This is a genomic window from Leifsonia sp. NPDC014704 (genome assembly GCF_043083605.1).
In the GTDB taxonomy this organism is placed as follows: domain Bacteria; phylum Actinomycetota; class Actinomycetes; order Actinomycetales; family Microbacteriaceae; genus Leifsonia.
The window spans coordinates 2,321,612-2,346,418 of sequence record NZ_JBIBYW010000001.1 but is presented as its reverse complement, the minus strand read 5'-3'; the positions used below and the strand labels follow the sequence as shown (position 1 = coordinate 2,346,418).

General features: G+C 63.9%; 25 protein-coding genes. 10 read left to right on the top strand and 15 right to left on the bottom strand.

Features of this window, described 5'->3' with window-relative positions; all coding sequences use genetic code 11:
• Positions 1-406: 406 nt before the first annotated feature.
• Positions 407-709 (top strand): hypothetical protein, encoded by a 303-nt coding sequence (locus ACF1AJ_RS11250; protein WP_391507390.1) that lies wholly within the window; start codon positions 407-409, stop codon positions 707-709.
• A 58-nt stretch (positions 710-767) separates the two neighbouring features.
• Here the strand turns inward: ACF1AJ_RS11250 and ACF1AJ_RS11245 are convergent, their stop codons facing one another.
• The gene (locus ACF1AJ_RS11245) at positions 768-2,162 is read right to left on the bottom strand and encodes a ParB/RepB/Spo0J family partition protein (protein WP_391507389.1); all 1,395 of its coding nucleotides are present in this window, start codon (positions 2,160-2,162) and stop codon (positions 768-770) included.
• 1,083 nt (positions 2,163-3,245) lie between these two features.
• Complete coding sequence (locus ACF1AJ_RS11240) at positions 3,246-4,292, bottom strand: IS110 family transposase (RefSeq protein WP_313541149.1); 1,047 nt, start codon at positions 4,290-4,292, stop codon at positions 3,246-3,248.
• Positions 4,293-4,901: 609 nt separating this feature from the next.
• On the opposite strand from ACF1AJ_RS11240, the gene ACF1AJ_RS11235 reads away from it, so the two are divergent.
• Positions 4,902-5,105 carry a hypothetical protein gene (locus tag ACF1AJ_RS11235; RefSeq protein ID WP_391507388.1) on the top strand — a complete coding sequence of 68 codons (204 nt, stop codon included), beginning with the start codon at positions 4,902-4,904 and terminating at the stop codon, positions 5,103-5,105.
• Positions 5,106-5,304: 199 nt separating this feature from the next.
• Here the strand turns inward: ACF1AJ_RS11235 and ACF1AJ_RS11230 are convergent, their stop codons facing one another.
• The gene (locus ACF1AJ_RS11230) at positions 5,305-5,637 is read right to left on the bottom strand and encodes an ATP-dependent DNA ligase (RefSeq protein ID WP_391507387.1); all 333 of its coding nucleotides are present in this window, start codon (positions 5,635-5,637) and stop codon (positions 5,305-5,307) included.
• 530 nt (positions 5,638-6,167) lie between these two features.
• Between ACF1AJ_RS11230 and ACF1AJ_RS11225 the strand changes: the two genes are divergently transcribed.
• A complete protein-coding gene (locus ACF1AJ_RS11225; RefSeq protein WP_391507386.1) occupies positions 6,168-6,458 on the top strand; it encodes a hypothetical protein in 291 nt (96 codons plus the stop codon).
• 378 nt (positions 6,459-6,836) lie between these two features.
• Here the strand turns inward: ACF1AJ_RS11225 and ACF1AJ_RS11220 are convergent, their stop codons facing one another.
• The 6 genes from ACF1AJ_RS11220 to ACF1AJ_RS11195 form a co-directional block, all read right to left on the bottom strand.
• Complete coding sequence (locus ACF1AJ_RS11220) at positions 6,837-7,550, bottom strand: DUF1345 domain-containing protein (protein WP_391507385.1); 714 nt, start codon at positions 7,548-7,550, stop codon at positions 6,837-6,839.
• A gap of 96 nt (positions 7,551-7,646) precedes the next feature.
• Positions 7,647-7,892, bottom strand: coding sequence for a hypothetical protein (locus tag ACF1AJ_RS11215; protein ID WP_391507384.1), 246 nt, complete (start codon positions 7,890-7,892; stop codon positions 7,647-7,649).
• 415 nt (positions 7,893-8,307) lie between these two features.
• Positions 8,308-9,048 carry a GAF and ANTAR domain-containing protein gene (locus ACF1AJ_RS11210; protein ID WP_391507383.1) on the bottom strand — a complete coding sequence of 247 codons (741 nt, stop codon included), beginning with the start codon at positions 9,046-9,048 and terminating at the stop codon, positions 8,308-8,310.
• A 9-nt stretch (positions 9,049-9,057) separates the two neighbouring features.
• Positions 9,058-9,768, bottom strand: a complete 711-nt coding sequence (locus ACF1AJ_RS11205; RefSeq protein WP_391507382.1) for a GAF and ANTAR domain-containing protein — start codon at positions 9,766-9,768, stop codon at positions 9,058-9,060.
• A 145-nt stretch (positions 9,769-9,913) separates the two neighbouring features.
• Positions 9,914-10,081: a hypothetical protein gene (locus tag ACF1AJ_RS11200; RefSeq protein ID WP_391507381.1), complete on the bottom strand. Its 168-nt coding sequence runs from the start codon at positions 10,079-10,081 to the stop codon at positions 9,914-9,916.
• A 55-nt stretch (positions 10,082-10,136) separates the two neighbouring features.
• Entirely contained in the window at positions 10,137-11,081 is a 945-nt protein-coding gene (locus ACF1AJ_RS11195; RefSeq protein ID WP_391507470.1) for a diacylglycerol/lipid kinase family protein, read from the bottom strand.
• A 213-nt stretch (positions 11,082-11,294) separates the two neighbouring features.
• Between ACF1AJ_RS11195 and ACF1AJ_RS11190 the strand changes: the two genes are divergently transcribed.
• Together ACF1AJ_RS11190 and ACF1AJ_RS11185 are read left to right on the top strand one after the other, a co-directional pair.
• Positions 11,295-12,353 carry a fatty acid desaturase family protein gene (locus tag ACF1AJ_RS11190; protein ID WP_391507469.1) on the top strand — a complete coding sequence of 353 codons (1,059 nt, stop codon included), beginning with the start codon at positions 11,295-11,297 and terminating at the stop codon, positions 12,351-12,353.
• Between the two features lie 61 nt (positions 12,354-12,414).
• Positions 12,415-12,705 (top strand): hypothetical protein, encoded by a 291-nt coding sequence (locus ACF1AJ_RS11185; RefSeq protein ID WP_391507380.1) that lies wholly within the window; start codon positions 12,415-12,417, stop codon positions 12,703-12,705.
• Positions 12,706-13,609: 904 nt separating this feature from the next.
• Here ACF1AJ_RS11185 and ACF1AJ_RS11180 read toward each other — a convergent pair.
• The 6 genes from ACF1AJ_RS11180 to ACF1AJ_RS11155 all read right to left on the bottom strand — a co-directional run bounded on the left by ACF1AJ_RS11180 (position 13,610) and on the right by ACF1AJ_RS11155 (position 18,165).
• The gene (locus ACF1AJ_RS11180; protein WP_391507379.1) at positions 13,610-13,975 is read right to left on the bottom strand and encodes a twin-arginine translocase TatA/TatE family subunit; all 366 of its coding nucleotides are present in this window, start codon (positions 13,973-13,975) and stop codon (positions 13,610-13,612) included.
• A gap of 5 nt (positions 13,976-13,980) precedes the next feature.
• Complete coding sequence (gene tatC / locus ACF1AJ_RS11175; protein WP_391507378.1) at positions 13,981-14,742, bottom strand: twin-arginine translocase subunit TatC; 762 nt, start codon at positions 14,740-14,742, stop codon at positions 13,981-13,983.
• A gap of 42 nt (positions 14,743-14,784) precedes the next feature.
• The gene (tatA, locus tag ACF1AJ_RS11170; RefSeq protein ID WP_391507377.1) at positions 14,785-15,021 is read right to left on the bottom strand and encodes a twin-arginine translocase TatA/TatE family subunit; all 237 of its coding nucleotides are present in this window, start codon (positions 15,019-15,021) and stop codon (positions 14,785-14,787) included.
• Positions 15,022-15,127: 106 nt separating this feature from the next.
• Complete coding sequence (locus ACF1AJ_RS11165) at positions 15,128-15,934, bottom strand: alpha/beta hydrolase (RefSeq protein ID WP_391507376.1); 807 nt, start codon at positions 15,932-15,934, stop codon at positions 15,128-15,130.
• A complete protein-coding gene (locus tag ACF1AJ_RS11160) occupies positions 15,931-16,986 on the bottom strand; it encodes a hydroxyacid dehydrogenase (RefSeq protein ID WP_391507375.1) in 1,056 nt (351 codons plus the stop codon). Before ACF1AJ_RS11160 ends, ACF1AJ_RS11165 begins: the two co-directional genes overlap by 4 nt.
• A gap of 87 nt (positions 16,987-17,073) precedes the next feature.
• Entirely contained in the window at positions 17,074-18,165 is a 1,092-nt protein-coding gene (locus ACF1AJ_RS11155; RefSeq protein WP_391507374.1) for a LacI family DNA-binding transcriptional regulator, read from the bottom strand.
• 105 nt (positions 18,166-18,270) lie between these two features.
• On the opposite strand from ACF1AJ_RS11155, the gene ACF1AJ_RS11150 reads away from it, so the two are divergent.
• From ACF1AJ_RS11150 to ACF1AJ_RS11130, 5 genes are all read left to right on the top strand, one after another.
• On the top strand, positions 18,271-19,221 hold the full coding sequence (locus ACF1AJ_RS11150; protein WP_391507373.1) for an ABC transporter permease subunit: 951 nt from the start codon (positions 18,271-18,273) through the stop codon (positions 19,219-19,221).
• Positions 19,218-20,207 carry a carbohydrate ABC transporter permease gene (locus ACF1AJ_RS11145; RefSeq protein WP_391507372.1) on the top strand — a complete coding sequence of 330 codons (990 nt, stop codon included), beginning with the start codon at positions 19,218-19,220 and terminating at the stop codon, positions 20,205-20,207. Before ACF1AJ_RS11150 ends, ACF1AJ_RS11145 begins: the two co-directional genes overlap by 4 nt.
• Positions 20,208-20,260: 53 nt before the next feature.
• Positions 20,261-21,823, top strand: coding sequence for an ABC transporter substrate-binding protein (locus ACF1AJ_RS11140; RefSeq protein ID WP_391507371.1), 1,563 nt, complete (start codon positions 20,261-20,263; stop codon positions 21,821-21,823).
• 83 nt (positions 21,824-21,906) lie between these two features.
• Positions 21,907-23,460, top strand: coding sequence for a family 43 glycosylhydrolase (locus tag ACF1AJ_RS11135; protein ID WP_391507370.1), 1,554 nt, complete (start codon positions 21,907-21,909; stop codon positions 23,458-23,460).
• 74 nt (positions 23,461-23,534) lie between these two features.
• Complete coding sequence (locus ACF1AJ_RS11130; protein ID WP_391507369.1) at positions 23,535-24,578, top strand: LacI family DNA-binding transcriptional regulator; 1,044 nt, start codon at positions 23,535-23,537, stop codon at positions 24,576-24,578.
• Positions 24,579-24,807 lie beyond the last annotated feature (229 nt).

Genomic DNA, 24,807 nt, shown 5'->3' with positions numbered 1-24,807 from the left:
GGAGGGCGCGTCAGAGCGCGGTTGGAACGGCAAGGTGCGTCAGCGACCTACGATGAACGGTCGGACAGCCCACACCGCCGTTTGAAAGCACTGCCCCTGCGCACCAGGACCACAACGGACATGGCCACGTCTTGACCAGGTGACCCTATGGGCGCCGTGGGCCGAGATTGCTGCATGCCGTCGAGCGGAGCCGCCTCCGGCGGCGCAGTCCCGGCCCGCTTAGTTTGTCTTTCCGCCGGCCGATCGTAGCTCGTTCCCGGTGCGTCCGTGCCGGGCTTTCGCGGCATATCCTCACTCGCTGCGCTCCCTCCGGTATTCCACGGTCCCGGCACTCCCTTCCCTCCCACTCGCTCTCGATCTCTCCGCCGGAAGGCAAACAAAAACGATCGACAGGGGAGTGATTGAGATGCGGGTATTCGTTATCGACGCCAGCAACGTGGGTCCGGAACTGCAAGCCGGTTTGATCGGCGTGGTCGGGTCCGTGTTCCCGGACGCGGCGGAGAAGAGGGAGTGCGTGGAAACGGTGGCCCGGTACGCGGCAGATGGGTGGGCGATCGCCGCGGACCCGCGGACGCTGATCGGCCGGCTGGCCGCGTTGACGGCGGAGACCGCCTGTGTGCCGTTTGTGGCGTTCGACCGGGTTGCGCGGCACGGTCGGCTGGCCGTCGCGTCGCCGCCGTTCGACGTGTCGCTGCGGGGAATGGGTTGAGGTCGGCGGGCAGGGATGCGGGCCCCGGTCGCGAGGACGGGGCCTGCATCCGAGTCGGTTACTCGTCGTCTTCCCGGTCGTGCTCGGTGTTGTCCGCAGCGTCGGACTTCTTGTCGCCCGTGACGATGCGCTCGACGTCGCTGAGGGTGTACCCCCAGGCGGCGAGTTGGGTGAAGTAGTCGGCCTCGGTGGGGGAGGGTGTGCGCCAGGTCTGCTTGCTGGTGACGGATTCGCAGGCTCCGAGCACGATGGCGAGGGCGACGTGCTGCGCCTTGGCGGGGGTCTGTTCGATGAGCGCGGCGAGCTTGTCGGGCTCGAAGTACCCTGCGCCTTTGATCCCGAGCAGGTCGTGGGCGAGGTCGTTGCCGCCCTGGGTGGCGGAACTGATCGCATTCCGGTGGACGGTGAGCCCTCGCGCGATCACCACGGCCGCGTCCTCGGGCAGCGCCTTGCGGGAAAGCAGGGTGGTGAGCCATTGCCGGCGGACGACCTCGGCCGACGCCCATGCCTTGTTGTTGGCGATCAGGGTGCGGCGTTCCGCCTTCTGCTCATCGGTCATCGGCCCGCTCTTCGCCTGGCTGCCGCCGTAGGTGTGGAACCCGGCCGCCTTGGCGTCCTTGACGAAGTAGGTGATGTTGGCGTCCCCGTCGGCGTAGACGCGAACACGGGCGGCGCGCCCATCGATGTTCTCGATATGTTCGACGGTGACGCGTTGGTCGTCGGCGGTGAGCAGCTCGCTGATGCGGGTGTATTCGCTGTCGTAGTAACCGGGGTCGTTCGCGAGAATCGTGTACCCGCGCCCGGCCAGGTCGGCTTCGGTGTCGGCTTTCACCTGTGCGCGGGCTTTGTCGTCGCGTGCCCGTTGGGCTGCGTGCGCGAACTGGGACGGGTCGGTGGTGGCGACCTGGATGAGGTCGGCGCGGATGCCGTCGTCGCTGTCGAACTCGATCAGTACCGCCGCCTGGTCCAGGGTGAGTTGGTGCTCATGGATCGCGGACGCCGCGACCGGGTTCTCGGTGACGGCGAGGGCGGTCTTGACCTCCTTCTGCTTGGTGCCGGTGCGCCGCGCGATCGCGGTGACGGAGAGTCCTTCGAACGCGAGTTGTTGGAACGCGGTGGCACGGTCGCGGTCGGTGAGGGCTTCGCGCTGGTCGTTCTCGACCATCTGCTGCACGATCCGCTCCGTGGTCTCCTCGTCCGCATGAACAATGTAGACGGGAATCGACATGAGTCCGGCTTCGCGGGCGGCGAAGACTCGGCGTTGCCCGGCCCGGACGGTGACGGTGTCGTCGTTGTTGCGGTGGCCGAGGATCGGGGTGAGGACTCCGTTCTCTTTGATGGATTGCACGAAGGCGGGGGTGATGGGTGCGGTGGGTCGGACGTTGGTTTCGATGGTGAGGCTGTGCGGGTCGAGGTGTTCGATGGTGCCCGCATCGGTGGTGGTGTCGCTCATGGTCCTTTTCTCCTTCAACTGACCCTTCTATGGGTCTTTGTCAACTTGGTTTGCCGGGCGAGCGGACTGGGTCGTGGCGTTGTGACTGCTGACCTGGTCGTTGTTCTTGCCGTTCCGGCACAGAGATCGAGAGCGGGCGGAGGCAGCGCTGTGCCCGGAGGGAGTGGTTGCTAAGCGCAGGGAGCGCAGCGAGTGGAGTCTGCAAAGAGCGACGGCAGGGAACGGAGCTGGAGGAGCTCGCTATGATCGGCTGCCGGATCGGAAAGAAAACCAAGGAGACGGCACGCCGGAGGCGTTCCAAGCATCAAGGATTGCGCCGTCCTCTGCGCGGCTCCTTTCGTGCCCCCGAGTCGCCATCCGTTCTTAGTGCGTCAGCGAAGGACCGAGTCTCGGTGAGAGCTTCTTCACGCAAATGGGGCTGGTCTCTGGTGGCTGCGGCGGAGCATGGTGTGCGCATGGACGGAACTTCCGCCGACATATTCTTGGCTCGTGCTGATGCGAAGGGACTCCTGTTGGAGTTGCGCTTCACGCCCGGGGAGCGTGTGGAGATTTTGCGATTGGCCGCCACGCTCGATATGACGACGGAGCAGCTGATCCAACACCTCATCCGACAGCGGTTGGTAACCGGCGCCCCGTTCACGGCGAATGGGCGCGTACCGCCTCGGCGTTGACTCTCGCGGACGCCAGCGCACGCGGCCGGGGAGAAGGAGCCGTTCCAGTGCGACGGGTTCGGCGGTAGTTTTGGGGCTGTGAGCGAGGCTTGGTTTCGCGAGTGGGATAACGGGATACTCCGCCGCCCAGAGGGCGACACGTCGGTCGAACTGCGCCGGACCGAGCCGTCACTGCCGCAGACGCTGGCGCTCTACGTCGACGATGACTGGTTGGAGGACTTTCAACTCGCCGGTTGGGAGAACGGGTGTCCCGTCTACGCTTCCCGCGGTTATCTTCCGCGGATATAGCAATGAGCCGTCCCAGGGGAGCCTCGACCCGAGCGTGCCCCGGCCTGGGCCGGCCCTGCGGCAACAATAGGCACTGCCTTGCCCCTGTGGCTACTTTTCCGTCTCACCATCCGTTGCCTCTCGATTAGGCCATCACCATGTTGAGGTGACGGAACAGCTGGCGGGCGATATAGCGTTTCAGGCTGCGGCGGATCTCGCGTTTGCTCTTTCCCTCCGCCAGACGTCTGGCGTGATAGTCGCGGGTTGCTGGATCACAGCTCAAGCGGACACGCGCGATGACATCCAACGCGCGGTTGAGCTGGCGGTCGCCGTGCCGGTTCAGGCGATGTCGGACGGTGTTCCCGCTGGAGGCTTGCAAGGGTGCGGCGCCAGCCAGACTGGCGAATGCGGCCTCATTGCGAATGCGCCCCTTGTGGGAGTAGGCCGCGATCAGTATCGCGCCGGTGACGGCGCCGACTCCAAGGATCTCTTGAAGCCCGGGGGCGAGTTCATGGACATGCCCGGAGAGGGCAGCTTGGTTCTCCTCAAGCTGGATGGTCAGCGCCTGGATCGAAAGGGCGAGGCGGCGCGCTTCCTGCCGAATTGTGTCGGTCGCGACATCATCGCTCAAGCGGCGCCGCCAGCTGGCGATCTCGCGGATCAAGGCGTTACTGATCCCTTTGCGAGCGTCGACGCCGAGGTCAAAGCTGCGAAGTAGGGCGATCAAGGCGTTCCGTTCGCCGGTGCGGCGGCTGTCCATCGCTTGGCGTGCAGTCAACAACACCCGCACTGCCGAGCGGAGCCCGTCTGAGCGCGGGGTGACCAGCCGTTCGATATCGGTCGCTAGCGCCGTTCGGGCAGCTGCAAACGCGTCGATCTCGTCGGACTTGCCTCGGCCGGCGCGTGTCGCGCGCTTTGGCGGGCGGACATCGCACACATCGATCCCCGCCGCAATGAGCGCGCGAGTGAGGTTTGCGCCATAAGAGCCGGTGCCCTCGATCGCGGCCAAGATCCGGCCGGGCGCTCGTCGGCGCATCCATGCCATTGCGCGGCTGATTCCTGCCGCGGTGGTTGGGAAGGTCGCGGAGTCGAGCGCGCGTCCGGTGTCAGTTGCCACGACGGCGAATGTGTGGGTTCTCGCGTGGGTATCCACGCCAATGACGTGCTCGTAGTCGGCTGCCACGGGTGTCACCTTGTCCTCCTTCTGTCTCAACTGATGGTGCTGGGCATCGGTCTGGAGAGGTGTCACGAGGCGGAACTCTAGTGAGTCACGCGACCATACAGAACGGTCGCGGACGGCCTTCTATAAAGCCATCGGAACCGACAGGCCGACTTCGGCTCAACGCGCGGACGAATCAGTTCAAAGGCACCGGTGGGGCCATTCTTGTTCAGAGTCACGCGACGTCGAGCCGAACGTCAGTCTGCCAGCCAGTCCCGGACCAGCCGTCTCATTAGAGTTCTTGTTCGCCTGTCTGGCAAGGGGATCGAGGGTGAGCGGGAGCGGTGCGGAGTGCCGGGTCCGTGGAATACCGGAGGGAGCGAAGCGAGTGAGGATATGCCGCGAAAGCCCGGCACGCAGCCCGCGGGAGTGAACTACGATCAGCGGCCAGGCAGACGCACAATTTGGCAAACACGGCGCCGCTCGCGGCTCGTTCGGGTGTTCGCTTCGGGACGACGAGTCGTGTGGCGTCGTTGTGACCTGCGGCGGGGCTGGAAGGGGGAAGCAGCGTGATCAGCGCCCAGTGTCGGGCTCCGAATGTTGTGAGGTGCGCGGTCAGCGCTGTGGTGCTATTTTTCGGTCGTGGATGACTCGAGCTTTCTGCTGCCGGCGGCGGTTGCGGCGCGGTCGCAGGTCTCGGAGTTGGAAGTTCATGAGGCAATCGCGAGCGGCGAACTGCGCACGGTGTTCTATCGCGGCGACGTTCGGATTCCGGTGGGAGCGGTATCTGAGTTCGTGCGCCGTCGTCGGGACGCTGGTGATGAAGAGCGGTCATCGCAGGGCTGAGACGACCCGGAGACGAGCCGGAGTTGGCGGTGGCGGGTGTCGGTTCGCGGCGTGCGCTTGTTCCGGTGTTCCACGCGGAGTGCAGCTGGGGTGGCTGCTGTTTTGATGCGTCGCATCCTGCATGGCGGGCATGCGGTGTGGCTAGTTCGTGTGACTGTTATGGGCGCGTGACGGAAAAAAGACTGCGTGCGAAGGGTGTCTACTTGACGATCGGTGGGTTTGCTCGCGCCGTCAGTTCGTTCCCGTCCGGGTCTGTGACGTGGAGACCTCCAGCAGTGGAGGCATTTTGGACAAGCCGTTCGACCCATTCCCGGTCGAGGGCTGGACCTCGTGCGTTGTCGAATCTGAAGAACAACGGGATTGAGGGTTCCAGCCAGATCGCGCTGCGCCCGTGGCCCGTGTCGGTGCTGTCTCGCCAGGACATGAGGAAGGATTCCCTTCGGCGAAGCTTGGACGCGATGACGACTTGGAGGTGAGCCAGCACCTTGTCGTCAAATTCGATGGCGATGCTGTCGTAGATGAGGAAGCCCAAGTGCCGTCCCTTTTTCTCGCTGCCGGTGCGAGCGTAAGCCCGCTCGATGATGACTATTCAGATTACTGATGCCGAGGAAATTGGCCAACCACCGAGGCGATTCTTCGCGCTGGTGGCTGGGCCGGGTTGTGCCGGACGGTGTGAACTTTGATCTCTGCGTCGGCGAGTATTGATACGCCAGAGAGCTCGCCGTCCGGCTGCTGGTATTGGCCATGGGCGAGCTGAACTGCCCGATTGAGTGTTAGTTGTTATCTTCAATGCCACACCTCATCTTCGGCGGGCGGCCTTGACGATCCGGGCGTGTCGCGAAGCGGCGGACGTTCAGTGCGCGCATACGGGGCTTTTTCGGTTCAACGCGCGTGTGAGACCAGATCAATAGCGGCGGGCATGGCGACAGGGATTCATTCAGTTGCCCCCTGACCGAGCAGAGGCAGACCACAGCGCCGGATGTGTCAGCGCCAACCGCCTAGCCCGAATCCTGGCGAGTGCAATCCCTTTTCGGTTACCGATCTGCAGATGACACTCCTGTCATGCGCAGAATCGTTTATGCCGGTGCCTCTTTCTATACAGGCGACGATATCGCGGCAGCGCTGCTGGATTACGCTGTCGCTCTGGCCCGGGTGGGGAGCGCGGCAACGGCAAGTTTTCCGGCCCGCACGACAACCGGCATTCTCGCGCGCCTAGACGTGGTGTTTGGAACGACCAGTCAGATCGTCAGCGAACCTGTTGAGCTTTGCGGGACAGAAATTGTTGATCGGGTCGCTGTCTCTCGATTGAAGGAGCTCACGAGTCGGTTGGGCCCGCGGGTGACCATCGTGTGAGCGCCTTCCGAGATCTGCGCCGCGTGTGGTGCTATGCCGCCGGGCTTATCGGACGGCTCTTCGCGGGCGTGCGCGAGCGGGGCGGGATGGCTGAACCTTCAACGCCTGGCTTGCCGCGAGGTCATGTAGGCGCGCACTGCGCCTTCCGATGGGTCGGTACTCGTGGATCTGTGCGGTTCTTCGAGTTGCAGCCTTCTAGCGGTAGAGGACGCACCCGGGCCACTGGTCAGCGGCGATGAGCTCAAACAGTTGGCCCCGACGAACCGGCCGACGTATGCGCGAGACTCTGCCATAGAGCGGATGCGCAAGCGAACCCATACTGTCTGGGGGTCGAGTTCAGCTGTTTGCCGGACCACCGTTGGTCGCCTGCAGCGCGTGTCAGTTGTTGAGGAAGATCACGGCCAGCAGCATCGCAATTATGAACGTGCTGAACACGAACGCGATAATCGTCTGTCCTGTGACTACCCGGCGGCCAAGGGTCGTGAGTATGGACACATCGGATGAGGAGAAGGTGGTCGCGACCTGGGCCGACAAGTAAAAGTAGTCGGCGAAAACGGGAGCGCCGTCGCCCGGAAACTGCAGGCTCGGGGACGCGGCGTCCAACCGTGCGTAGTGGACGGTGTAGGCGTACACCGTCACCGTCCAGGCGCTCGCGACGACGAGGAAGGCGAGCACGTTTGCCACGACGCTGTCGAGCAGCCCCGGGGTCAGCCATACCAACGCGACGGAGATCATGGCGAGTACTGACCAGTGAGCGTTCGCGCTCGGTCCGCCACCGCTGAGTGCGGTTTCAATGCGCTGTGCCCGGCGTTTCGGCGTCGTCGCTCGCAGCCATGCCCGCAGGTCGGCGGCGGGCGCGCGGGCGAACGTCACATGCGTGAGGACCAGGTAGATGAGCGAGTAGGAGATCCAGAAACCGAAGGAGGTGACGGCGACGGTCGCGAGAGTGAAGCGCAGCGGCACGAACGCGTTGTACATAAAGAACCCGAGAACGGTTGGGATGACCGCCGCGGCGAGTGCGACCTGATTGCGGTTCACGTCCGACGCCATGGCAGGAACGGGCGCACTTGCCGTCTCCTTGTGACCGCTCACAGCGCCATGATTGCAGATCCGGTACCACTGGGGGAGCATCGGCCGCTCCGGTCAGGCACGCGCCTTATCGCGCCAGTACGGCGGGAGCGCAGGCGCCTATGCTTCCTCGCCGATCAGGGTGGTTCGCGGAACTGTTGCTGTGTAGCGGTAGACGGCTTGCTCGGGCCATTCGCTCGAGTCGATCAGCTCAAACACGTCGTACGTGGCTGCGCCGCCGAGATCGCCGGGCAGCTGAACCCGCATAGGTGGGAACGCGTGAGGCTTGGGTAAGGGGATGGTCCGGTCGGCTTGCGGATCCTGGTCGCTTAGGAGGACAGCAACAAACCCCGGTTCGTCGTTCATGGGACAGATGATAGGCAGCTGCAGTCGCCTACGGCTAGGCAGAATTGCGGTCTAACTGACGCGCTGGCGGCACTCACGATCACGGATTCATACGTTGGGTTATCGCGCAGCTCAAGACGCTCGGGTGGACTGTCGCACGCGAGGCGCTCCCCCGCACGAATGGTTACACCGTCCCCGACCGGACTACTGTTCAGGTATGCGGCGGATGGGTGGGCGATCGCCGGCGACCCGCGGACGCTGATCGGCCGGCTGGCCGCTCTGACGGCCGAGACCACCTGTGTGCCGTTCCTGGCGTTCGACCGGGTTGCAAAGCACTGTGGCCCGGCGGTGGGGCCGTCGCCGGTCGACGCGTCGCTGCGTGGGCTCGGGCTCTCTTATCTGCGTTGCTGATCGGCGGGTGAGTTCGGGAGGTCTCTCAGGGCCGCGATGGGGGCGGTTCTGCTGCGGTGTCGAACGGGTGCTCGACGATGTCGCGAGCCACCTCGGAGAGGCGGGTGCGGGAGTTGCGGGCGCGGGCACGGATGAGCTGGAAGGCGGTGTCCATGTCAACGTTTTGCGTGTGTGCGATTACGCCTTTGGCTTGTTCGATGATGACCCGGCTGTCGAGAGCATGTTGCAGCTGGCTGCGTGCGATGTCGGATTCGCGGAGGGAGCGTTCGTGCAGGATCCCGATCGTCGCACCGTCCGCGAGTGCCCGGGCGGTGACCGCGTCATCGGCGGAGAACCCGCCGGTGCGGTCCCTGAACAGGTTGAGTGATCCGATGGTTTCCTTGCGGAGCCGGAGGGGGATTGCGTGCATTGACGCGTACCCGGATTCGGAGGCGGCTACCGCGAATGAGGGCCAGCGGGCGTAGGTGCCGGCGATGTTGTCGACGGTGACAAGTTCGCCTGTTCGGAATGCGTCGACGCAGGGTCCTTCACCTTCTCCGAGCTGCAACAGTCCGATGAGGCGGCTGCGCTCGCTGCTGGATGCGGCGACTTCGAGGTCGCCCGCCGAGTTGGGTAGGAGGATGCCGGCGTCGGTGGCGTCGAGGAGCGAGGAGCAGAGTTCAACGACGGTCTGGAGGAGGTCCACTACGTCGTATTCGTCGACCATCGTGTCGGCGAGGGTGACGAACGCTTCGGCGAGCTGTCGCTCCTTGCTTTGGGCCCTCATGTCCTCACCCTAGTCGCGGTCAACAACGTCGTCTCGGGTGAACTTAATACGCCGGGCCACGACATCCGCCGCCACCTCGCGCACGGGGCGGCCGAGGGTGAACGCGTGCGCGCGGAGGAGGGCTTGCGCGTCGTCTGCGTTCACACGCATCTGGGCGATGATCATGCCGGTTGCCTGGTGAACCTCGCGTCTGGAGTAGGTGGCGGGGTTGGTGTCGTCAGTATCGAGGTGCGGTAATCGGCGGATCACCTGCCGGGCCACGGGGGTTGCGGCGAGGTCGGCCAGTGCGGATGCGCGGGCGATCAGCGGCAGGTTCAGGGCCGCGCGTGTGGTGGCGTACAGGTCGAGGGCGCCGACATTCAGTTCCCCGATCGCCAGCGGGAAGGAGTAAAGAGAGAGGATCCCGGTGTCGCGGATCGCCTCGCGCAGCAGGGACCATGCTGACTCTGTCGGCTCGCTCAAGTCGGCGTCCACGACGGGGGCTCTTGTTCGCAGCGCGTCCCAGCAGGGTCCGGCACCGAAATCGATCTGCAGTTCCTCCAGACGAGCTGCCTGGCTGTCTGATGCGCAGATCGTCTCACTGCCGAAGGGCGCGCCGAGTGTTGAGATGGCGGCGTGGGTTACGGGTAGCGCGTTCAGGAACGAAAGGCACATATTGGACCCGTTCTCTGCCGCTGCCGTGAGGGCGAGTGCCGCGGCGGCGAAGGCGTCCTTAGACACGGGCAGCCCATGGCGACGGTGTTGCAACGTGCGTGGCTGTGATGATGTCCTCCTGACCGGCACCGGCAGGGATCTCTGCCGTAGAGCGGTCTGGGTCCAGGACGCTGTGATTGGCAGTTTACGCGCCGCGCGGTCGCCGGCGCGCTTAGGCGGACTTCTTTTTGCGGGCGTTGCGGCGCACGAAGCCGAAGATCAGGGTTCCGATGAAGAGGATGAGCCCGATGATCGCCAGCCAGAGCAGGCCTTTGATCGCGAACCCGACGACAGCCAGGATCGCCCAGACGACCAAGAGGATCACGATTACTGTCAGCATGGTGGTTACGGTACCCGCGTATGGGCGGGGGAGCGACGGGTGCGGGAATCTTCGTTCAGCGGGGCACGCGGAGGGCCAGACCGCGATGCTGCACCGTGAGCGTGATCGCTATGACAACGCCCACGGGGTCGCCGTCGAGTTCGAGTTCTTGGGGAGCGTCGAAGCGAGCGTCGAAGCGGCCGGCCTGCACGTAGTCGAGGGCTTTCAGATCGGGCGCCTTGCGCATGAGCCAGCGGCCGGGGCGGCTTCGGGCGAAGAGGCTGTTCGTGGCCAGTCGTGATCCGATTCCCGCCCACCCGGCGGGTCCTCGGGGTTGGAAGACGACGACGTCGAGAAGCCCGTCGTCAACGACGGCGTCGGGGAGGAGCAGGACGTTCGCGGTGATGGTGCCGCAGTTGCCGACGATCACCGTGTGGGCGTTGAGCGTATGGGCGCGGGCGCCGTCGATGCGGTACCGGAAGTGGATGCGTTTGCCTTTGAGTACGGAGCGGGCGATCGGGTCCGCGTAGGCGACCCATCCGATTCGCTTCTTCAACGTGCTGTTGGTGTTCGAGGCCATATGCGCGTCGAGGCCGATGCCTGCCATCACGACGAATGCCCGCTGCTGGAGCGCACCATCGGGTGTGCGGTAGGACGCAGTGGCGATGTCGACCAAGCGCTCGGTTCCGGTGAACGCAGTCTCGACGGCGCGAGGCAGGTCGTCCAGGGTGAGGTGCAGATTGCGGGCCAGAAGGTTGCCGGTGCCGGAGGGAAGCAGCGCCAGCGGAATACGTGTCCGCTGGATCTCTTCGGCGACTGCACGGACGGTGCCATCTCCGCCTGCGGCGAGGATGACGTCCGGTGACGCGACGATGGCGGCCTGGGCCGCCGCGGTTCCCGAGTCCTCTCGTCCGGTCTCGTACCAGAGCGTCGATGCCCAACCGTGCTCGGCTTCTGCGGCGGCGACCGCACTGCGAAGCACGTCGGCTGGCACATTGACGGGATTGTAGACGACCGCCATCACCTGTCGACGGGCATCCGTCGCTGTCGCCTCGCTGCTCATGGGATGACCATACGACCCTGTTGCGAAGTCGGCGTGGATTCACGGGTAGCGCGGAACTCAACGGCGCGTACGCTGGTGCTACGCGGCGGCCCTGACCTTGACGCCATGAGCAACGGATCGGGCGTCGCCATGTCTGAGGTCTCTGCCAGCCAGCCGAAATCGCCGCCGCCAATGGGTGGCGAGTACACAGCGCTCGCCGCCGTCATTCGGGACTCGGGTCTGCTGCGACGCCGGTACGGGTACTACTGGTTCAAGCTCGTCCTGGTTCCGTTGGTCACAGCTGCAGCGGTGGTCGCTTTCGTGTTGATCGGCGACAGCTGGTGGCAGATCCTCACGGCGGTCGCATTTGCTTTCCTGTTCACGCAGATCGCCTTTCTGGGGCACGACGCCGCGCACCGGCAGATCTTCCGCTCAGGCCGGTGGAACGACTGGGTCAGTCTGGTCATCGGAGATCTCTTCGTCGGGATGAGCTATGGCTGGTGGCAGCACAAGCACACTCGGCATCATGCCAACCCGAACCAGGAGGGTGCCGACCCGGACATCGACTTGCCGGTCATTGCGTTCACCCCTCGGCAAGTAGCGCAGCGCCCCGCGGCGCTACGGTGGCTGATCAGCCACCAGGGCTGGTTCTTCTTTCCGATTCTGCTCTTGGAAGGGGTTTCGTTACACGCGTCGAGCGTGCGGCGGGTGCTCGCCCGGGAGCCCGTGAAGCGCAGGCCGGTGGAGATCGCGTTTCTCGTGATCCGCATCGTCGGCTACCTCGCCCTGGTGTTCCTCGTGCTGTCCCCGGATAAGGCTGCGGTGTTCCTGGCCGTGCAGCTCGGACTGTTCGGTTTCTACATGGGGATGTCGTTCGCCCCCAACCACAAGGGCATGCCGCTGGTGCCGCACGATGTGAAGCTCGACTTCCTGCGCCGGCAGGTGCTGATGAGCCGCAACATTCGCGGCAACCGCGTGCTCGACTTCATGATGGGCGGCCTGAATTATCAGATCGAACATCACTTGTTCCCGTCGATGCCGCGGCCACACTTACGGCGCGCGGCCACCACCGTCCGTGCGTTCTGCGAAGACCACGGCGTGCCGTACACACAAACCGGGCTCCTACACTCATACGCCATCGTCACCCGACACATCAACCGCGTAGGGCTGGGAGACCAAGATCCGTTCAGCTGCCCACTGCTCGACTTACGGCAGATCCCGGCTCTACCGGTACCACCGCCGAAGGCCTAGACCGAATTCAGCGGGGGTGCAATCCCTGGTCGCCTGCCGTTGCGCAGGCGACACTTCTGTCATGCGCAAAATCGTGTGTGCCGGTGCCACGTTTTGTACAGGCGACGATATCGCCGCGGCCCTTCTGGAGTACGCCGTGGCGCTGGCCAGGGCGGGTAGCTCGGCGACGGCGAACTTTCCTGCCCGCACACCGAGCGGCATGATTGCTCGCCTGGACGTCGTGTTCGGGCCGGCCAGCCAAGTTGTCAGCGAACCTATCGAGCTCCTCGGACCGGAAATCGTTGATCAGGGCGCTGTGGCCGGTCTGAAGGAGTTGACGGAGAGGCTCGTGCCGCGAACGGCCACAGCGTAGGAGTTGATTCTCACGTTCAGACCCCGTCCGACCGGCGGTGACAGCGATAGCGCCTCACGCACCGGTCAAGGGCAAGCGTGTGCCCGCTGTGGACGACCTGTCTTGGGACCGCCCGGCGGCCGGTTAATCGACGGTGCCCTGCCTAGATTCGACCCGCGGAGCGAAATCTAGACGACAACTAAGACGTCCTATGGCTGTCCACGCAACAGATAACGGAACGGATGTAATCTGAATTTTTGGACACAATTTGGACACACTCCCAAAAAAACAGGGCAATCCAAACACCCTCTCTTCAGTCAAAAAGCGCGGAATTCCGCGGTTTCCACCCCACCCTCTTACGCCCGGAAAGCCCATATGCGAGCACACGGCTCATAATCGTGGTGTCGCGGGTTCGAGTCCCGCCCTCGCTACAGGTCTTGAAACACGGAAACGGCGGCTGATCATCAGCCGCCGTTTCGTCGTTGATGAGGCGATTGGCCCACATCTTGCCCACAATCGGCAACTGCACCAGCGAGCCAGACGGCGTTCGAAACGGTGCGACCGCGTCGAAGTAGTGAAACCGGTACTCAATCCATGAGCAGCAGGGATCGTCGCGCAACGAGAACCCAGGGCGACGCGCGCGAAGGACCGCTAGCCCATGAGCTAGCCGACGCATCGGCGAACCCACACTCCGCCGAGGATGCGTTTCCACTCAGGCATGCCTCGGAATGACGTCGAGGCCGCGTGTTACCGAGAAGAGGCCGTCCCGAGCGCACTCGGGAGGGAAGCCATCCGCGCATCGACGTCGCGACTGATTTCGACTTCCAGGCCTTCCGCCGCCATGAGGTTGGCGAGGTGTGTGGAAGTCTGTTGGAACGGATGCCAGGAGTCGGCGTATTCCCTCGCCCGACGGGATCAGCGCGCTTCACGCCGCGTCGGCCTTCGTGGTCGTGCCAGCGGTTTCCGCCGGGGAAGCAGTCGCCTCCGGCCGGTCCTCATCGCGGTCGGCTCGAACCCTGTCTGTCTGCGTCTGACGCGGCTCGATCGTCAGGGCGTCACGGATGATGCGGCGCGGGTCGTACTGGCGAGGATCCAAGCGCGTCCAATCGATGTCATCGAACTCTGGTCCGACTTCTTCGCGGAGGCGGCCAGCCGTGTCCTCGGCGAGCTTCCGCAGGTTACGAACGACGCGTCCCAGCGAGGCAGCTGCCGAAGGAAGTCTCTGCGGGCCGAGCACCATCGCTGCGATGAGGGTGATCACCAGAATCTTGTCAAACGTCAGACCAAGCACAATGCTCAGCTCCCTACAGAAATGGATTCGCTCATCGTCGCTTCCAGGCGACGGTCGCGGCGACGGTCGTTGAGGAGGGTGACCCCGCAGGCTGCTCCATACAGGGCGAGCATCGGTGCAGCGAGCAGGAGCATTGACAGCACGTCTGCGGCCGGCGTGGCGATCGCCGTGAACAGGCAGATACCGATCAACGCCCACCGCCATGCGTGGGCGATCGCGTGCCCGGACACGACTCCGGCGAAGTTCAGCAGGACGATGAACAACGGGAGCACGAAGGCGACGCCTGTGACCAAGGTCAGCTTCAGGACGAAGTCGAAGTAAGCACCCGCGTCCAGGTACGACGACGTGGAGGCCGGAGCGAACCCGGTCATCAGCACAACGATGTGAGGCATCACCCAGACGCCGGCCACGCAGCCTGCGAGGAAGAGGGGGAGGGCGCTCAGGACAAAGCCGTAGGTGAACCGCTTCTCGCGCCGGTCCAATGCTGGCATGAAAAACGCGAACACCTGGTACAGCCAGACCGGGCTGGAAAGGACGATCCCGACGATTACCGCGATCTCGATTCGCAGGTCGAACGCCGCCGAAATCGACGGGAAGTTGATGACAACCGATCGGTCCTGGCTCTGAGCGGCCGTGGTCACCGGACCTCTGAGCGCGTCCAACGTCGGTTCGGCGACGAACCAGCCGGCGACGACGGCCACGACGACAGCGAGGGCGGCACGCGTGAGCCTGCGGCGCAACTCGGAGAAGTGCTCACCCAGCCCCATACGTCGCTCAGGATCGCGCGCACTATGGGGGCGCATGATGACTCAGGCGTTCCCGGCGTGGCTGGACGCGCTGTCGGTGGCGGCCGGTGTGACGGGCGCAGCGCCGGTGTCGGGCTTTTCCTTGTGCACTTCCTTCTGCAGAATCCGTACCGACTGTCCCACGCTTCGCGCCAGGGCGGGGAGCTTCGCAGCGCCGAAGATGAGTAGTACGACAGCGAGGATGATCAGCGCGTGCCAACCGGTGAGATTGCCTAGCATTGGTAACTCCTTCGTTTCCATCTATCCGGCACGGCTCCGTGTCGGCGGGTTGCTCCAAGGCCATAGACATGGAACTAGTTTCATTGATCGTACGTCTGACGCGCGCGAAGTGCCACACCTTTTTCTGTCAGGCGCCGATGCGGGCCAGGAACCCGTCGATCTGGGCGTGAAAGCGGTCGCGATCGTCGCGTCGAACGAAGTGACTGGCGCCGTCGAGAACCACGACTTCAGCGCCTAGGGAGCGCTCGATCGCGCGATGGTTCGTGGTGTTTCCGACCCGGACGGTGCCCGTGATGATCAACACCGGTGTTCCGCGTTTCGAGAGGTCTTCCAGCAACACGGGCCATGGCCGGCTCGGTATCACGTCGCCGTGGGCCACCAGGGCAAGATCCATTTCCGCCTTGGACGACGACCATCCTGCGAGCTCGTCCACCGGCCACCGGGGATGGAGTGCCGCAACTTCGTCCTGGCGCCGCTGATCTGTCAGGCCCTTCTGCCTGGCGAGCCATTGAGCTGCGACCTTTGCGACCAATGGGTCCTGATGGGGGGTGACAGGAAGCCTCCAAAAGGGGTCCTCAAGAATTACCCCAGCAGCGGGCTGCCGGGTGGCCGCCGCTACTGCCGCTGCTGCCGACCCGCCCGCCGAATGGCCGAAGATGACCAACGGCTGGTCCGACTCATCGCACCACTCCTCGACGGCTTCCACTATCTCTTCAACGATGCGGTCGCCCGGGTGGCGTCGAAGTTGCTCGTCGCTCCAGCGCGGAGACTGTCCATGACCTCTCGGATCGATGGCAAGCACACGGTAGCCGCGGTCGGACCAGTGGACGGCTGTCGCGTGCAGTGACTCCGCCGATTCCGATAGGCCCGGTATGGCGATGATCGTTCCCCTACGTATGCCCAGGGGAAGCGTTGCAACCACGTGAAGAGTCATCTGATGGCCTCAGGAAAAGCAAGCGGCTGACCCTGAACGATGCGCTCAAGCTCGCTCGCGACATGGTTCCCCATTCGCCGGATTTCCGACCCCATCGAGCCGGCGATGTGCGGTGTCAGGAAGACATTCGGCATCGAGTACAGCTCGTTGTTCCGGGGAAGAACCTCGGGATAGGTCACATCGAGGATCGCCTCCAGGCGCCCGGTGCGCAATTCGGCGAGAAGAGCGTCCTGATCCACGATCAGACCACGGGAGGTGTTGATCAGGGTCGCGCCGTTCTTCATCAGGGCGAGCTGCTCAGCCCCGATCATCCCGGTCGTCGACGGGTTGAGGGGCGGATGCAGGGTGACGACGTCGCTGATCGCCATAAGCTCATCCAGATCGACGAGCTTGACACCCAGGCGCGCTGCCTCGTCGGCGGCCAGGTACGGGTCGGAGACGACGACGTCGACCTCGATGTCCCCCAGGCGCTCGATGACGATCCGGCCGATCCGGGACGCCCCGACGATCCCGATGGTCTTGCCGACGTTGCCTGCTGTCGGGAACTCGAGCTCTCGGTCGATGAAGTCCCGGCGATCGGCGTAGAGTCGGCGCGCCTGGAAAGTTCCCTTGTTGGCGAGAATGATCATCGCAAGCGTGAACTCGGCGACCGGTATTGCGTTGACCCATCCGGCGTTGGAAACCTTGATCTCGCGGTCCCTGGCCGACGGCGGCAGAAGCGTCGCGCCTTGACCCCCTGCGTGCAGGACGTAGCGCAGGTGCGGAGCCGCGTCGAGGTCTTCATCGGTCAGCGGCGGCGCACCCCAGCCCGTAATCAGCACGTGCGCTCGAGACAACGCCTTGCGGCCGGCGGCATCGTCGAAAGCAGCCACCGGGCGGGGGCTGATCTGCGTGGCACCGTCGATCTGGAGCGCGTCCAAGTCCGGACCGAACAAGTGGTTCGCCAGCTCAGGCGGGTTCATGGCCAGGACGAAATCGACGGGAGTCCCGGCGAATCGCTCGGTTGACCCGGCTGATGCCGAGTAGGTCGAAAGGCCGGGTGCGCTCGTCATTGAAACCTCATCGAATCGTGTACCTTACGACGGCCGATCGTCGGCCGTATGAATTGAAACTAGTTACACAAATCGAAAAGCGCAAGATCACCGCGACGATGGCGGTGGGGGAGCCGTTGACCCCCGTTCGACAAACCGCGGCTGCAGCAGCACGCTCTCTGCGGGGGCGAGACCCAACGCGATCTCCGCCGCGGTGACGCCGACTTCGTAAAACGGGGGATGGACAGTGGTGAGCCCCGGCGTGAGGTCGCCGACGATAGGAGCGTCGTCAAAACCGACGACAGACAAGTCCTCAGGGATTCGGAGCCCCGCCTTGCGGGCAGCCCGATACGCCCCCACAGCGATATTGTCCGTCATGCACACGATTGCGGTAGCGCCAGTATCGTCTGCCAGAAGCCGTTGCACCGCCCGCTCCCCATCGTCCTCGAAATTCAACCCCTCCCGAAGGAGCTGGGGGTCGAAAGCGATGCCATGACGTTCGAGCGCCTGGCGATATCCGTCCATGCGCTGTTCCGCCGTAGTCATCCCTCGCGGCTCACCGACATACGCGATGCGTCGATGACCCAAACGGACCAACTCGTCGACGGCCATCCCGACACCCGCGCGCTGGTCATAATCCACCGCCACCAGACTCTCACCGGCGACCGGGGGCCGACCACAGAGGATCAGCGGCGCATCCACATCCGCAAGGTCGCGCGCATACGCCGCAACCCGAGCGTCAAAGCTCGGATCAGATTCCGTGGATCCCACGAGCAGCACCGCTGCGACGCGTTGTTCCCGCAACGTCGCGATGAGCTCGGCTTCACGCTCCGGCGAGCCGTGGGTGGTGGACATGAAGAGCAGGTGACCATTCTCACCGGCGACCCGTTCAGCACCTGCGGCCAGGGAGGCGAAGGTCGGTCCGATCATGAACCGGACGACGAACGCGACTGTGCGGGGCCCGCGTCCCTGCATAGCCCGAGCCAAACCGTTGACCACGTACCCCAGTTGATGTGCCGACGCCAGAACCTTTTCTCGCGTCGCGTCATGCACCTTGGCGCTTCCGCCGAACACGCGAGACGCCGTAGCAGGTGACACGCCTGCGTGGGCCGCCACATCCCGGAGATTCACCGCACCTACCCGAGCGGGCCCCCGCGTACCGGCGCGCCGGCCGCCCGGAACTCCCTCACTGCTTCCCATGCTCCGGATGGTACAGCTTTGCTTGACTTCCACTTCGAGGGTGGATTATGTTGCCCCCTAATGAAACTAGTTCCACAACACGTGGGACGCCAACAAGGAGTTCTTGTGCAACGAAGCGCGGTCGTCGCTGTTCCCAAGCGGCGCAAACCAACATCCCGGGGGACCATCCCTCTGCTGCTGCTGGCCCTGCCTGGCGTCATTTGGTTTCTCGTCTTCGCCTACGGGCCGATGGCGGGCCTCGTCGTTGCCTTCAAAGACTTCAACATCAGCCAGGGTATCTTCGGCAGCGCCTGGAACGGGTTGGACAACTTCAAGTACTTCCTCGCGAGCGGTGACGCACCGCGAATCGTGCTCAACACCGTCTTCCTGAACGTCCTGTTCCTCGGAGCGTCGCTACTCGCCGGCCTGCTGTTGGCGCTGATGCTCAACGAGATCCGGGGCCATTTCTACAGACGTTTCATGCAGTCGACGATCTTCTTCCCTTACTTTGTCTCCCCGATCATCATCGCGATCATGCTTCAGGTAATTCTCTCCGGTGTCGGCGGACGAGGTGGCCTCCTCAACAACCTGCTGAGCGTTGTCGATCTGCCGCAGACGAACTGGTACACGGAACCGGGCGCATGGCCGTGGATCCTCACCATCGTCAAGGTCTGGCAGCTCGGCGGCTATACGTCGGTGATCTTTCTCGCTGCTATCACTTCCATCCCCGAAGAGGTCTATGAAGCGGCAGCGATCGACGGCGCCAGCCGAGCCCGCATGGCTCTCTCTGTAACGACCCCGCTGCTGTTGCCCACGATGGGCATCCTCGTCGTGCTGGGAATCGGCCGGATCTTCTTCGGAGATTTCGCGACCATTTACGCGATCGTCGGAGATAACGGCACCCTCTTCCCGACCACCGACGTTATTGACACGTACGTCTTCCGCTCTCTGCGGACAATCGGTGACTTCGGCACGACGGCGGCCATCGGTCTCTTCCAGTCCGTCGTCGGCTTCGTATTCGTCACCGCAGCGGTGCTCGTGCAGCGTCGCGTCGACCGAGAAAGCAGCATCCTGTGAGCACTACAATCACCGGTCGCACTCAGACCATCACCGACGTCGACGCGGAAACGGTCCTCGAGGACAAGGGGCCGAAGAAGACGCGCCGCCGTACAAGGCCGGAAGGATCCGGCCCGATCAGCAAGAAGTTCGAGCCGTTCACCGTCGTCAGCTACATCTGCGTCACCCTGTTCGGGCTCTTCTGTCTGATCCCGCTCTGGATGATCATCGCCGGCTCGTTCACCGACGAATCGGTCCTCGCCCGTACCGGGTACAGCCTGTGGCCGGCACCGTTCTCCGTTACGGCCTACGAGATGCTCTTCTCCGGCGGCGCGCTGATCACCAGCTACGCGGCATCCCTGTTCATCACCGTCGTCGGAACAGCGCTGTCGCTCTCCTGTACTGCCTCCCTGGCTTGGGTGATCGCACGGCGGCTCCCGCGGATCAGCCGACCGCTCACCATCTTCGCGTACATCCCGATGCTGTTCACAGGCGGCCTCGTTCCGCTGTACCTCCTGGTTACCCAGGTCCTGAGCCTCAACAACAGCTGGTTCGCCGTCATCCTGCCGATCATGCTCGCGCCGTTCCTCATCTTCGTCGCGGTCAGCTTCTTTCGGCAGCTGCCAGAGGAGATCCTCGACTCGGCGCGCATAGACGGGGCGGGTGAACTGCGAATCTTCTTCCAGATCGTCCTGCCGCTCTCCAAGCCGATCCTCGCCGTACTGGGCCTGTTCTACGCCGTCACCTACTGGAACGAGTGGTTCATGGCGCTGCTGTTCATCTCCGACCCCAGCCTGTACCCGCTCCAGCTGACGCTGCAGAACCTCATCGCCAATGTGACCAACGCTGCAAGCCTGCCCGGCGCCACCGCCGCGCAAGCCGCCGCTCCCATCTACCAGCTGCGCTTCGCGATGACCGTTCTCACCATCGCGCCGATCCTGCTGGCCTATCCGTTCGCCCAACGCTTCTTCGTCAAGGGTCTCACCCTCGGCGCAAGCAAGGGTTAGCGAGCAACCCAACCCCCACCCAAGAGAGCTGTCCCACAAAGGAGTATTCGGACATGTCAACGAGCACCCTCAACCGGCGAGGCTTCCTCGCACTCACCGGAGCCGCAGGCATCGGCATCGGCCTCGGCCTCGCCGGATGCACGCCTGCCGGAAGTTCTTCAGGCTCCCTGTCAGGCACATCGCTGGCGATCCTGCCCTCTACGGCGCCGAGCAGCTGGAACACCGTCCTCGCCCAGGCCAACAAGCAGCTGCAGAAGGACCACGGCTTCACTCTGAACACCCAGTTCATCAACTGGCAGAACTACGGCCAGCAGGCGCTGCTGAAGTTCACCGCCGGCGCCAAGTTCGACACCGCTCTTCAGGCCCTCTGGCTCAACATGGCACAGCTCCAGCAGAGTCACTCGCTCGCCGACCTCACCAACGAGATCGACAAGTGGCCGAACCTCAAGAAGCAGCTGTCCAGTCAGTTGATCGAGTCGAACAAGTGGAGCGGCAAGCTGTGGGGTATCCCGCAGGTCAATAGCGCCGCTCGGCTGCAGCACTTCAGCATCCGCAAGGACCTCGCGGACAAGCTCGGATTCAGCGACATCCAGGACTACGACACGCTGGAGAAGTACTTCTACGACGTGAAGCAGAAGGAAGTCGGCGTCACGCCGTTCGGTGTCGCCTCGAACCAGACCTTCGAGCTCGTCCTCGGCACCCCGAGCGGGCTGTTCAATCAGCACTCATGGCAGAACCCGACCGAGGCGTACGTCGCCCAGTTCGCTGGATCCGGGCTCTGGTTCGTCTTCGACGAGAAGGCCGCAGAGGAAGGGAAGGTCAAGCTCGTCCCGCTGTGGGAGGACGAAGGCGTGCTCGGGGCGTTCAAGAAGATCCGCCAGTACTATCAGGACGGCATCATCAACGCCGACGGCTTGAACGCTGAGAATGCGACCATCCAGGCTCAGTTCACTGCAGGCAAGTACGCCGGCCAGTGGGCCATCACCGACGGCACCGCGAGCAACGCTCTGGTCGCGCTCAAGAAGGCTGTCCCGACTGCTGAGCTGGCGGAGGTGCTGCCGTACGGTGGCGACATCACGTCCGTGAAGCCGCTGCAGACCTTCCAGGCTGACAACCTCGTGGTTGTCAACGCCAATGGAGGCAACGTCGAGCGCGCGCTCGCCCTCCAGGACTGGCTGTCGATCGAGAAGAACCACGACCTGATCGAGTACGGCATCGAGGGCAAGGACTGGGAGGCTACCTCCGACGGAGGTATCAAGCAGCTCAGCGACTACTCGTTCCCCGGCTACGCGCTCCTGTGGCGCTCAAGCCTCGAGCGGAAGTCGTCGTTCATGACGGAGTCGGAGAAGAAGGTGTTCGCCTGGGCGCAGGACTACGGCAACTTCACCAAGTCCGCCTACGCGTCTTTCATCCCCGACGTCACCCCCGTCAAGCAGGCCGCCGCGCAGATGAACAACGTCATCACCCAGTACGCCAACCCCCTCTACTACGGAGTCACCGACGTCGACAGCCAGCTCGACAAGCTGAAGAAGGCCGCGGACTCTGCCGGCCTCAGCCAGCTTCAGGCTGAGATGGAGAAGCAGGCGAACGCGTATCTGAAGGCTCAGAAGAAGTAATCCCCCCCAACCTTCTTCTGGGCGGCAGGGGCTGCGCCTGACGGTGTAGCCCCTGCCTGTTGTCCCGCAACGAAAGGAATGACGTGTCGATCGCGCACAACCCTGTCGTTCGAGGATTCGCCCCGGATCCGACCGTCATCCGCGTGGGCGACTGGTACTACCTTGCGGTCAGCTCGTTCGAATGGTTTCCGACCATCCCGATATACCGGTCGAAGGACCTGGCGAACTGGGACATCCTCGGTTCCGTCAACACGGCGGTCCCCGAAAGTCATCTGCGCGGCGTACCCGACTCGGCCGGAATCTGGGCGCCTGCGCTCAGCCACGACGGTGCGAGATTCTGGGTCACTTACTCCATCATCCGTACGTTCCACGGGCGGCAACTCGACGTCGAAACCTACATCGCCACAACGATCCATCCCCAAGTCGGCTGGGGGACGCCGTCCCGGGTCAGCGGACACGGATTCGATCCGTCGGTGTTCCACCACAACGGCCAGCACTACCTGTTGAACGTCCAATCGGACTCGCGGCCCAATGGAAGCAGATTCTCCGGAATCGTGCTCATCCCCTTGGACGAGGAGGGCACCTCCACTGCGGGTGAACCCACGTTGCTGATGCAACACCCCACCCTCATCGAAGGTCCGAAGATGACCTATCACGATGGGTGGTTCTACCTGCTGCTGGCTCAAGGCGGCACCGGCGTCGAGCACGGCGTGCTCACCGCGCGTAGCCGCGATCTTGCGGGGCCGTACGAACTCGACCACCAGCCCCTACTCACCTCGCGGGACGATCGGACGCTCCGCCTTCAAAAAGCAGGCCACGCCGAATTGATCCAAACAGAGGACGGGCGTTGGTATCTGTCACATCTGACCAGCCGATGGCTTGACACCCTTCAAGGCAGGCAGTTCCCCTGGGGCAGGGAGACCGCCATCCAAGAGATCATATGGACTGACGGCTGGCCTCGACTCCCGCAGGGGGGCTGGCATCCGGCAGATACGTTCGAAACCCCCGTCCCTATCACCTCACGTTCGGACGAGGAACACCGGCCGTGGCGTACTCTCCGAGAGCCGGTCAACGCCGATTGGGCCGACGAAGACGCACGACCAGGGTGGATCCGATTGCGGGGACGACACGGAATCGAATCGCAGTTCTCCGTCAGTCTGCTCGGCCTGCCGCTGCGCCATCGTCGAAGTGTCATCGAAACGACATTGGAGGCGCTGCCACGAACGTTCACGGAAGGGGCTGGGCTTGCGCTCTGGTACAACAGCAGCTCGTACTACCTGCTAGAGCTCACCTGGGTCGAACCGGAAGGCGAAGTTCAGCACGGGCAGCAGTGGCGCGGCCAAGGTTCACCGGCAATCACGGTAGTAGCCCGCGACCGTGGCGACGCTCGTGTAGTAGCGATGCGACGCGTTACCCGGGGTGCCAGCTTGCGACTCGCCGCGCACATCATCGATGGTTCGGCCCAGTTCGTGGTGGACGGTGAGCCCCTCGGGCCAACGCTCGACGTGGGTACGCTCTCCGATGACTACGGAGACCGGCTCCGGTTCACCGGCTCGTTCGCAGCCATTTACGCGGTCGACGTGGTCGACGCGAGCTTCACCGCTGACTTCACGGGGCTGATGATCCACGAGGGCTAACAGCAAGCTCGCCGGCACAGGTACGGACCTCTACCCTGGGAGGACACGATACCTGCGCGGAAAGGAACCCTCAGTTGCCGAAGCGCGCTGCCGCGAAGCCGCCAACGCTCACCGAAGTGGCCCGGCTCGCCGGCGTTTCCGTTCCCACGGCTTCCCGGGTTCTCAACGGCGGCGTCCGGGGCGAGACCAGCGGGACAACGGAGCTCCGGGATCGCGTGCGAGCTGCAGCGCGAAGCCTCGGATACGCGCCGAACCCGGCAGCGCAGACGATCAAGGGTGGCCGCAGCAAGACGGTAGCCCTGCTCGTCGGAGACATCGAAGATCAGGGTTCAGCAACCATGATCGCCGGGGTCATGCACGCTGCGGAGAAACGGGGTGTGTCTGTGGCTGTGCGTGCAACATATGACGACGCCCGGCGGGAGCGCGCGATCCTGGAAGCGCTCCGCGGCGAGCGGCACCGCGGCATCATCGTCGCCACCAGCCGAACAGTGGACAGTGTTCGGGAGAAGGCCATCACCAATCACCTGGAGGTCCTTGCCGACCAAGGCGCTCGGGTGGTTGTCATCGGCAACAGCGCCCTCGGCTTTCCACAGGTAACGATTGACAATGTTGCAGCCGCGACGGCTCTCGCTGAAGCGCTCGTCGATACCGGCGCGCAGCGATTCGCCGTCCTGGCGGGCCCCGACGACCAGGTCACATCCCGGGATCGCGTTGCGGGCTTCCTAGCCGGGCTGGGCAACCGCGGGATCAATACTAGGAATGTCCCGGTCATCCATCGGGCGTTCTCCCGGGACGGTGGGTACGCCGGGTTCGACGCCCTGGGAGAAGAAGTGAGACATCTCGACGTCGTTGCAGCGATGAGCGATGCGATGGCCGTCGGCGCGATGGTGCGCGCGCGTGAGCTTTCCATCAGCGTGCCTGAGGAGTTGGAGATCTCCGGTTTCGACCACGTCCCGATGATCAGCGACCTCCTGCCGCGATTCAGCACCGTCGAAGTGCCGCTCGAGGCGTTCGGGGAAGCGGCGATCTCGCTGATCCTCGACTCTCCCGAGAGCAAAGTGGACGCCGTCACACTCAAGGCGCAGACCGTGGTGCACGGGCAACGGCCGACGCGCTGACCCACGGTTGTCGCCCTCCGCTGGATAGCGCTATCCTTCGATGACACCGAAGGGGAGTCATCATCGTCATCGAAGTAGACCTTGAGCAGGCCGTCCACCCGTTCCTCGCCGAACTGACCTGGGGCGACGATTTCCCGCTGTCCGTAGCAAACCTGGACGGCTCGAACTTCGCAGGGCGAGCCACAGTACCCGTCGTTCAAATCTTCACTGCGAGTGAACAACGGGCTCG

Excerpts from the sequence above, each read along its gene's own strand:
- ACF1AJ_RS11210 (WP_391507383.1), bottom strand. The coding sequence starts at position 9,048 with ATGAGGGCCCAAAGCAAGGAGCGACAGCTCGCCGAAGCGTTCGTCACC.
- tatC (WP_391507378.1), bottom strand. The coding sequence starts at position 14,742 with ATGGGGCTGGGTGAGCACTTCTCCGAGTTGCGCCGCAGGCTCACGCGT.
- ACF1AJ_RS11225 (WP_391507386.1), top strand. The coding sequence starts at position 6,168 with ATGCGCAGAATCGTTTATGCCGGTGCCTCTTTCTATACAGGCGACGAT.
- tatA (WP_391507377.1), bottom strand. The coding sequence starts at position 15,021 with ATGGAAACGAAGGAGTTACCAATGCTAGGCAATCTCACCGGTTGGCAC.
- ACF1AJ_RS11140 (WP_391507371.1), top strand. The coding sequence starts at position 20,261 with ATGTCAACGAGCACCCTCAACCGGCGAGGCTTCCTCGCACTCACCGGA.
- ACF1AJ_RS11250 (WP_391507390.1), top strand. The coding sequence starts at position 407 with ATGCGGGTATTCGTTATCGACGCCAGCAACGTGGGTCCGGAACTGCAA.
- ACF1AJ_RS11185 (WP_391507380.1), top strand. The coding sequence starts at position 12,415 with ATGCGCAAAATCGTGTGTGCCGGTGCCACGTTTTGTACAGGCGACGAT.
- ACF1AJ_RS11155 (WP_391507374.1), bottom strand. The coding sequence starts at position 18,165 with ATGGGAAGCAGTGAGGGAGTTCCGGGCGGCCGGCGCGCCGGTACGCGG.
- ACF1AJ_RS11190 (WP_391507469.1), top strand. The coding sequence starts at position 11,295 with ATGGGTGGCGAGTACACAGCGCTCGCCGCCGTCATTCGGGACTCGGGT.
- ACF1AJ_RS11195 (WP_391507470.1), bottom strand. The coding sequence starts at position 11,081 with ATGGCGGTCGTCTACAATCCCGTCAATGTGCCAGCCGACGTGCTTCGC.
- ACF1AJ_RS11160 (WP_391507375.1), bottom strand. The coding sequence starts at position 16,986 with ATGACGAGCGCACCCGGCCTTTCGACCTACTCGGCATCAGCCGGGTCA.
- ACF1AJ_RS11215 (WP_391507384.1), bottom strand. The coding sequence starts at position 7,892 with ATGAACGACGAACCGGGGTTTGTTGCTGTCCTCCTAAGCGACCAGGAT.
- ACF1AJ_RS11165 (WP_391507376.1), bottom strand. The coding sequence starts at position 15,934 with ATGACTCTTCACGTGGTTGCAACGCTTCCCCTGGGCATACGTAGGGGA.
- ACF1AJ_RS11200 (WP_391507381.1), bottom strand. The coding sequence starts at position 10,081 with ATGCTGACAGTAATCGTGATCCTCTTGGTCGTCTGGGCGATCCTGGCT.
- ACF1AJ_RS11245 (WP_391507389.1), bottom strand. The coding sequence starts at position 2,162 with ATGAGCGACACCACCACCGATGCGGGCACCATCGAACACCTCGACCCG.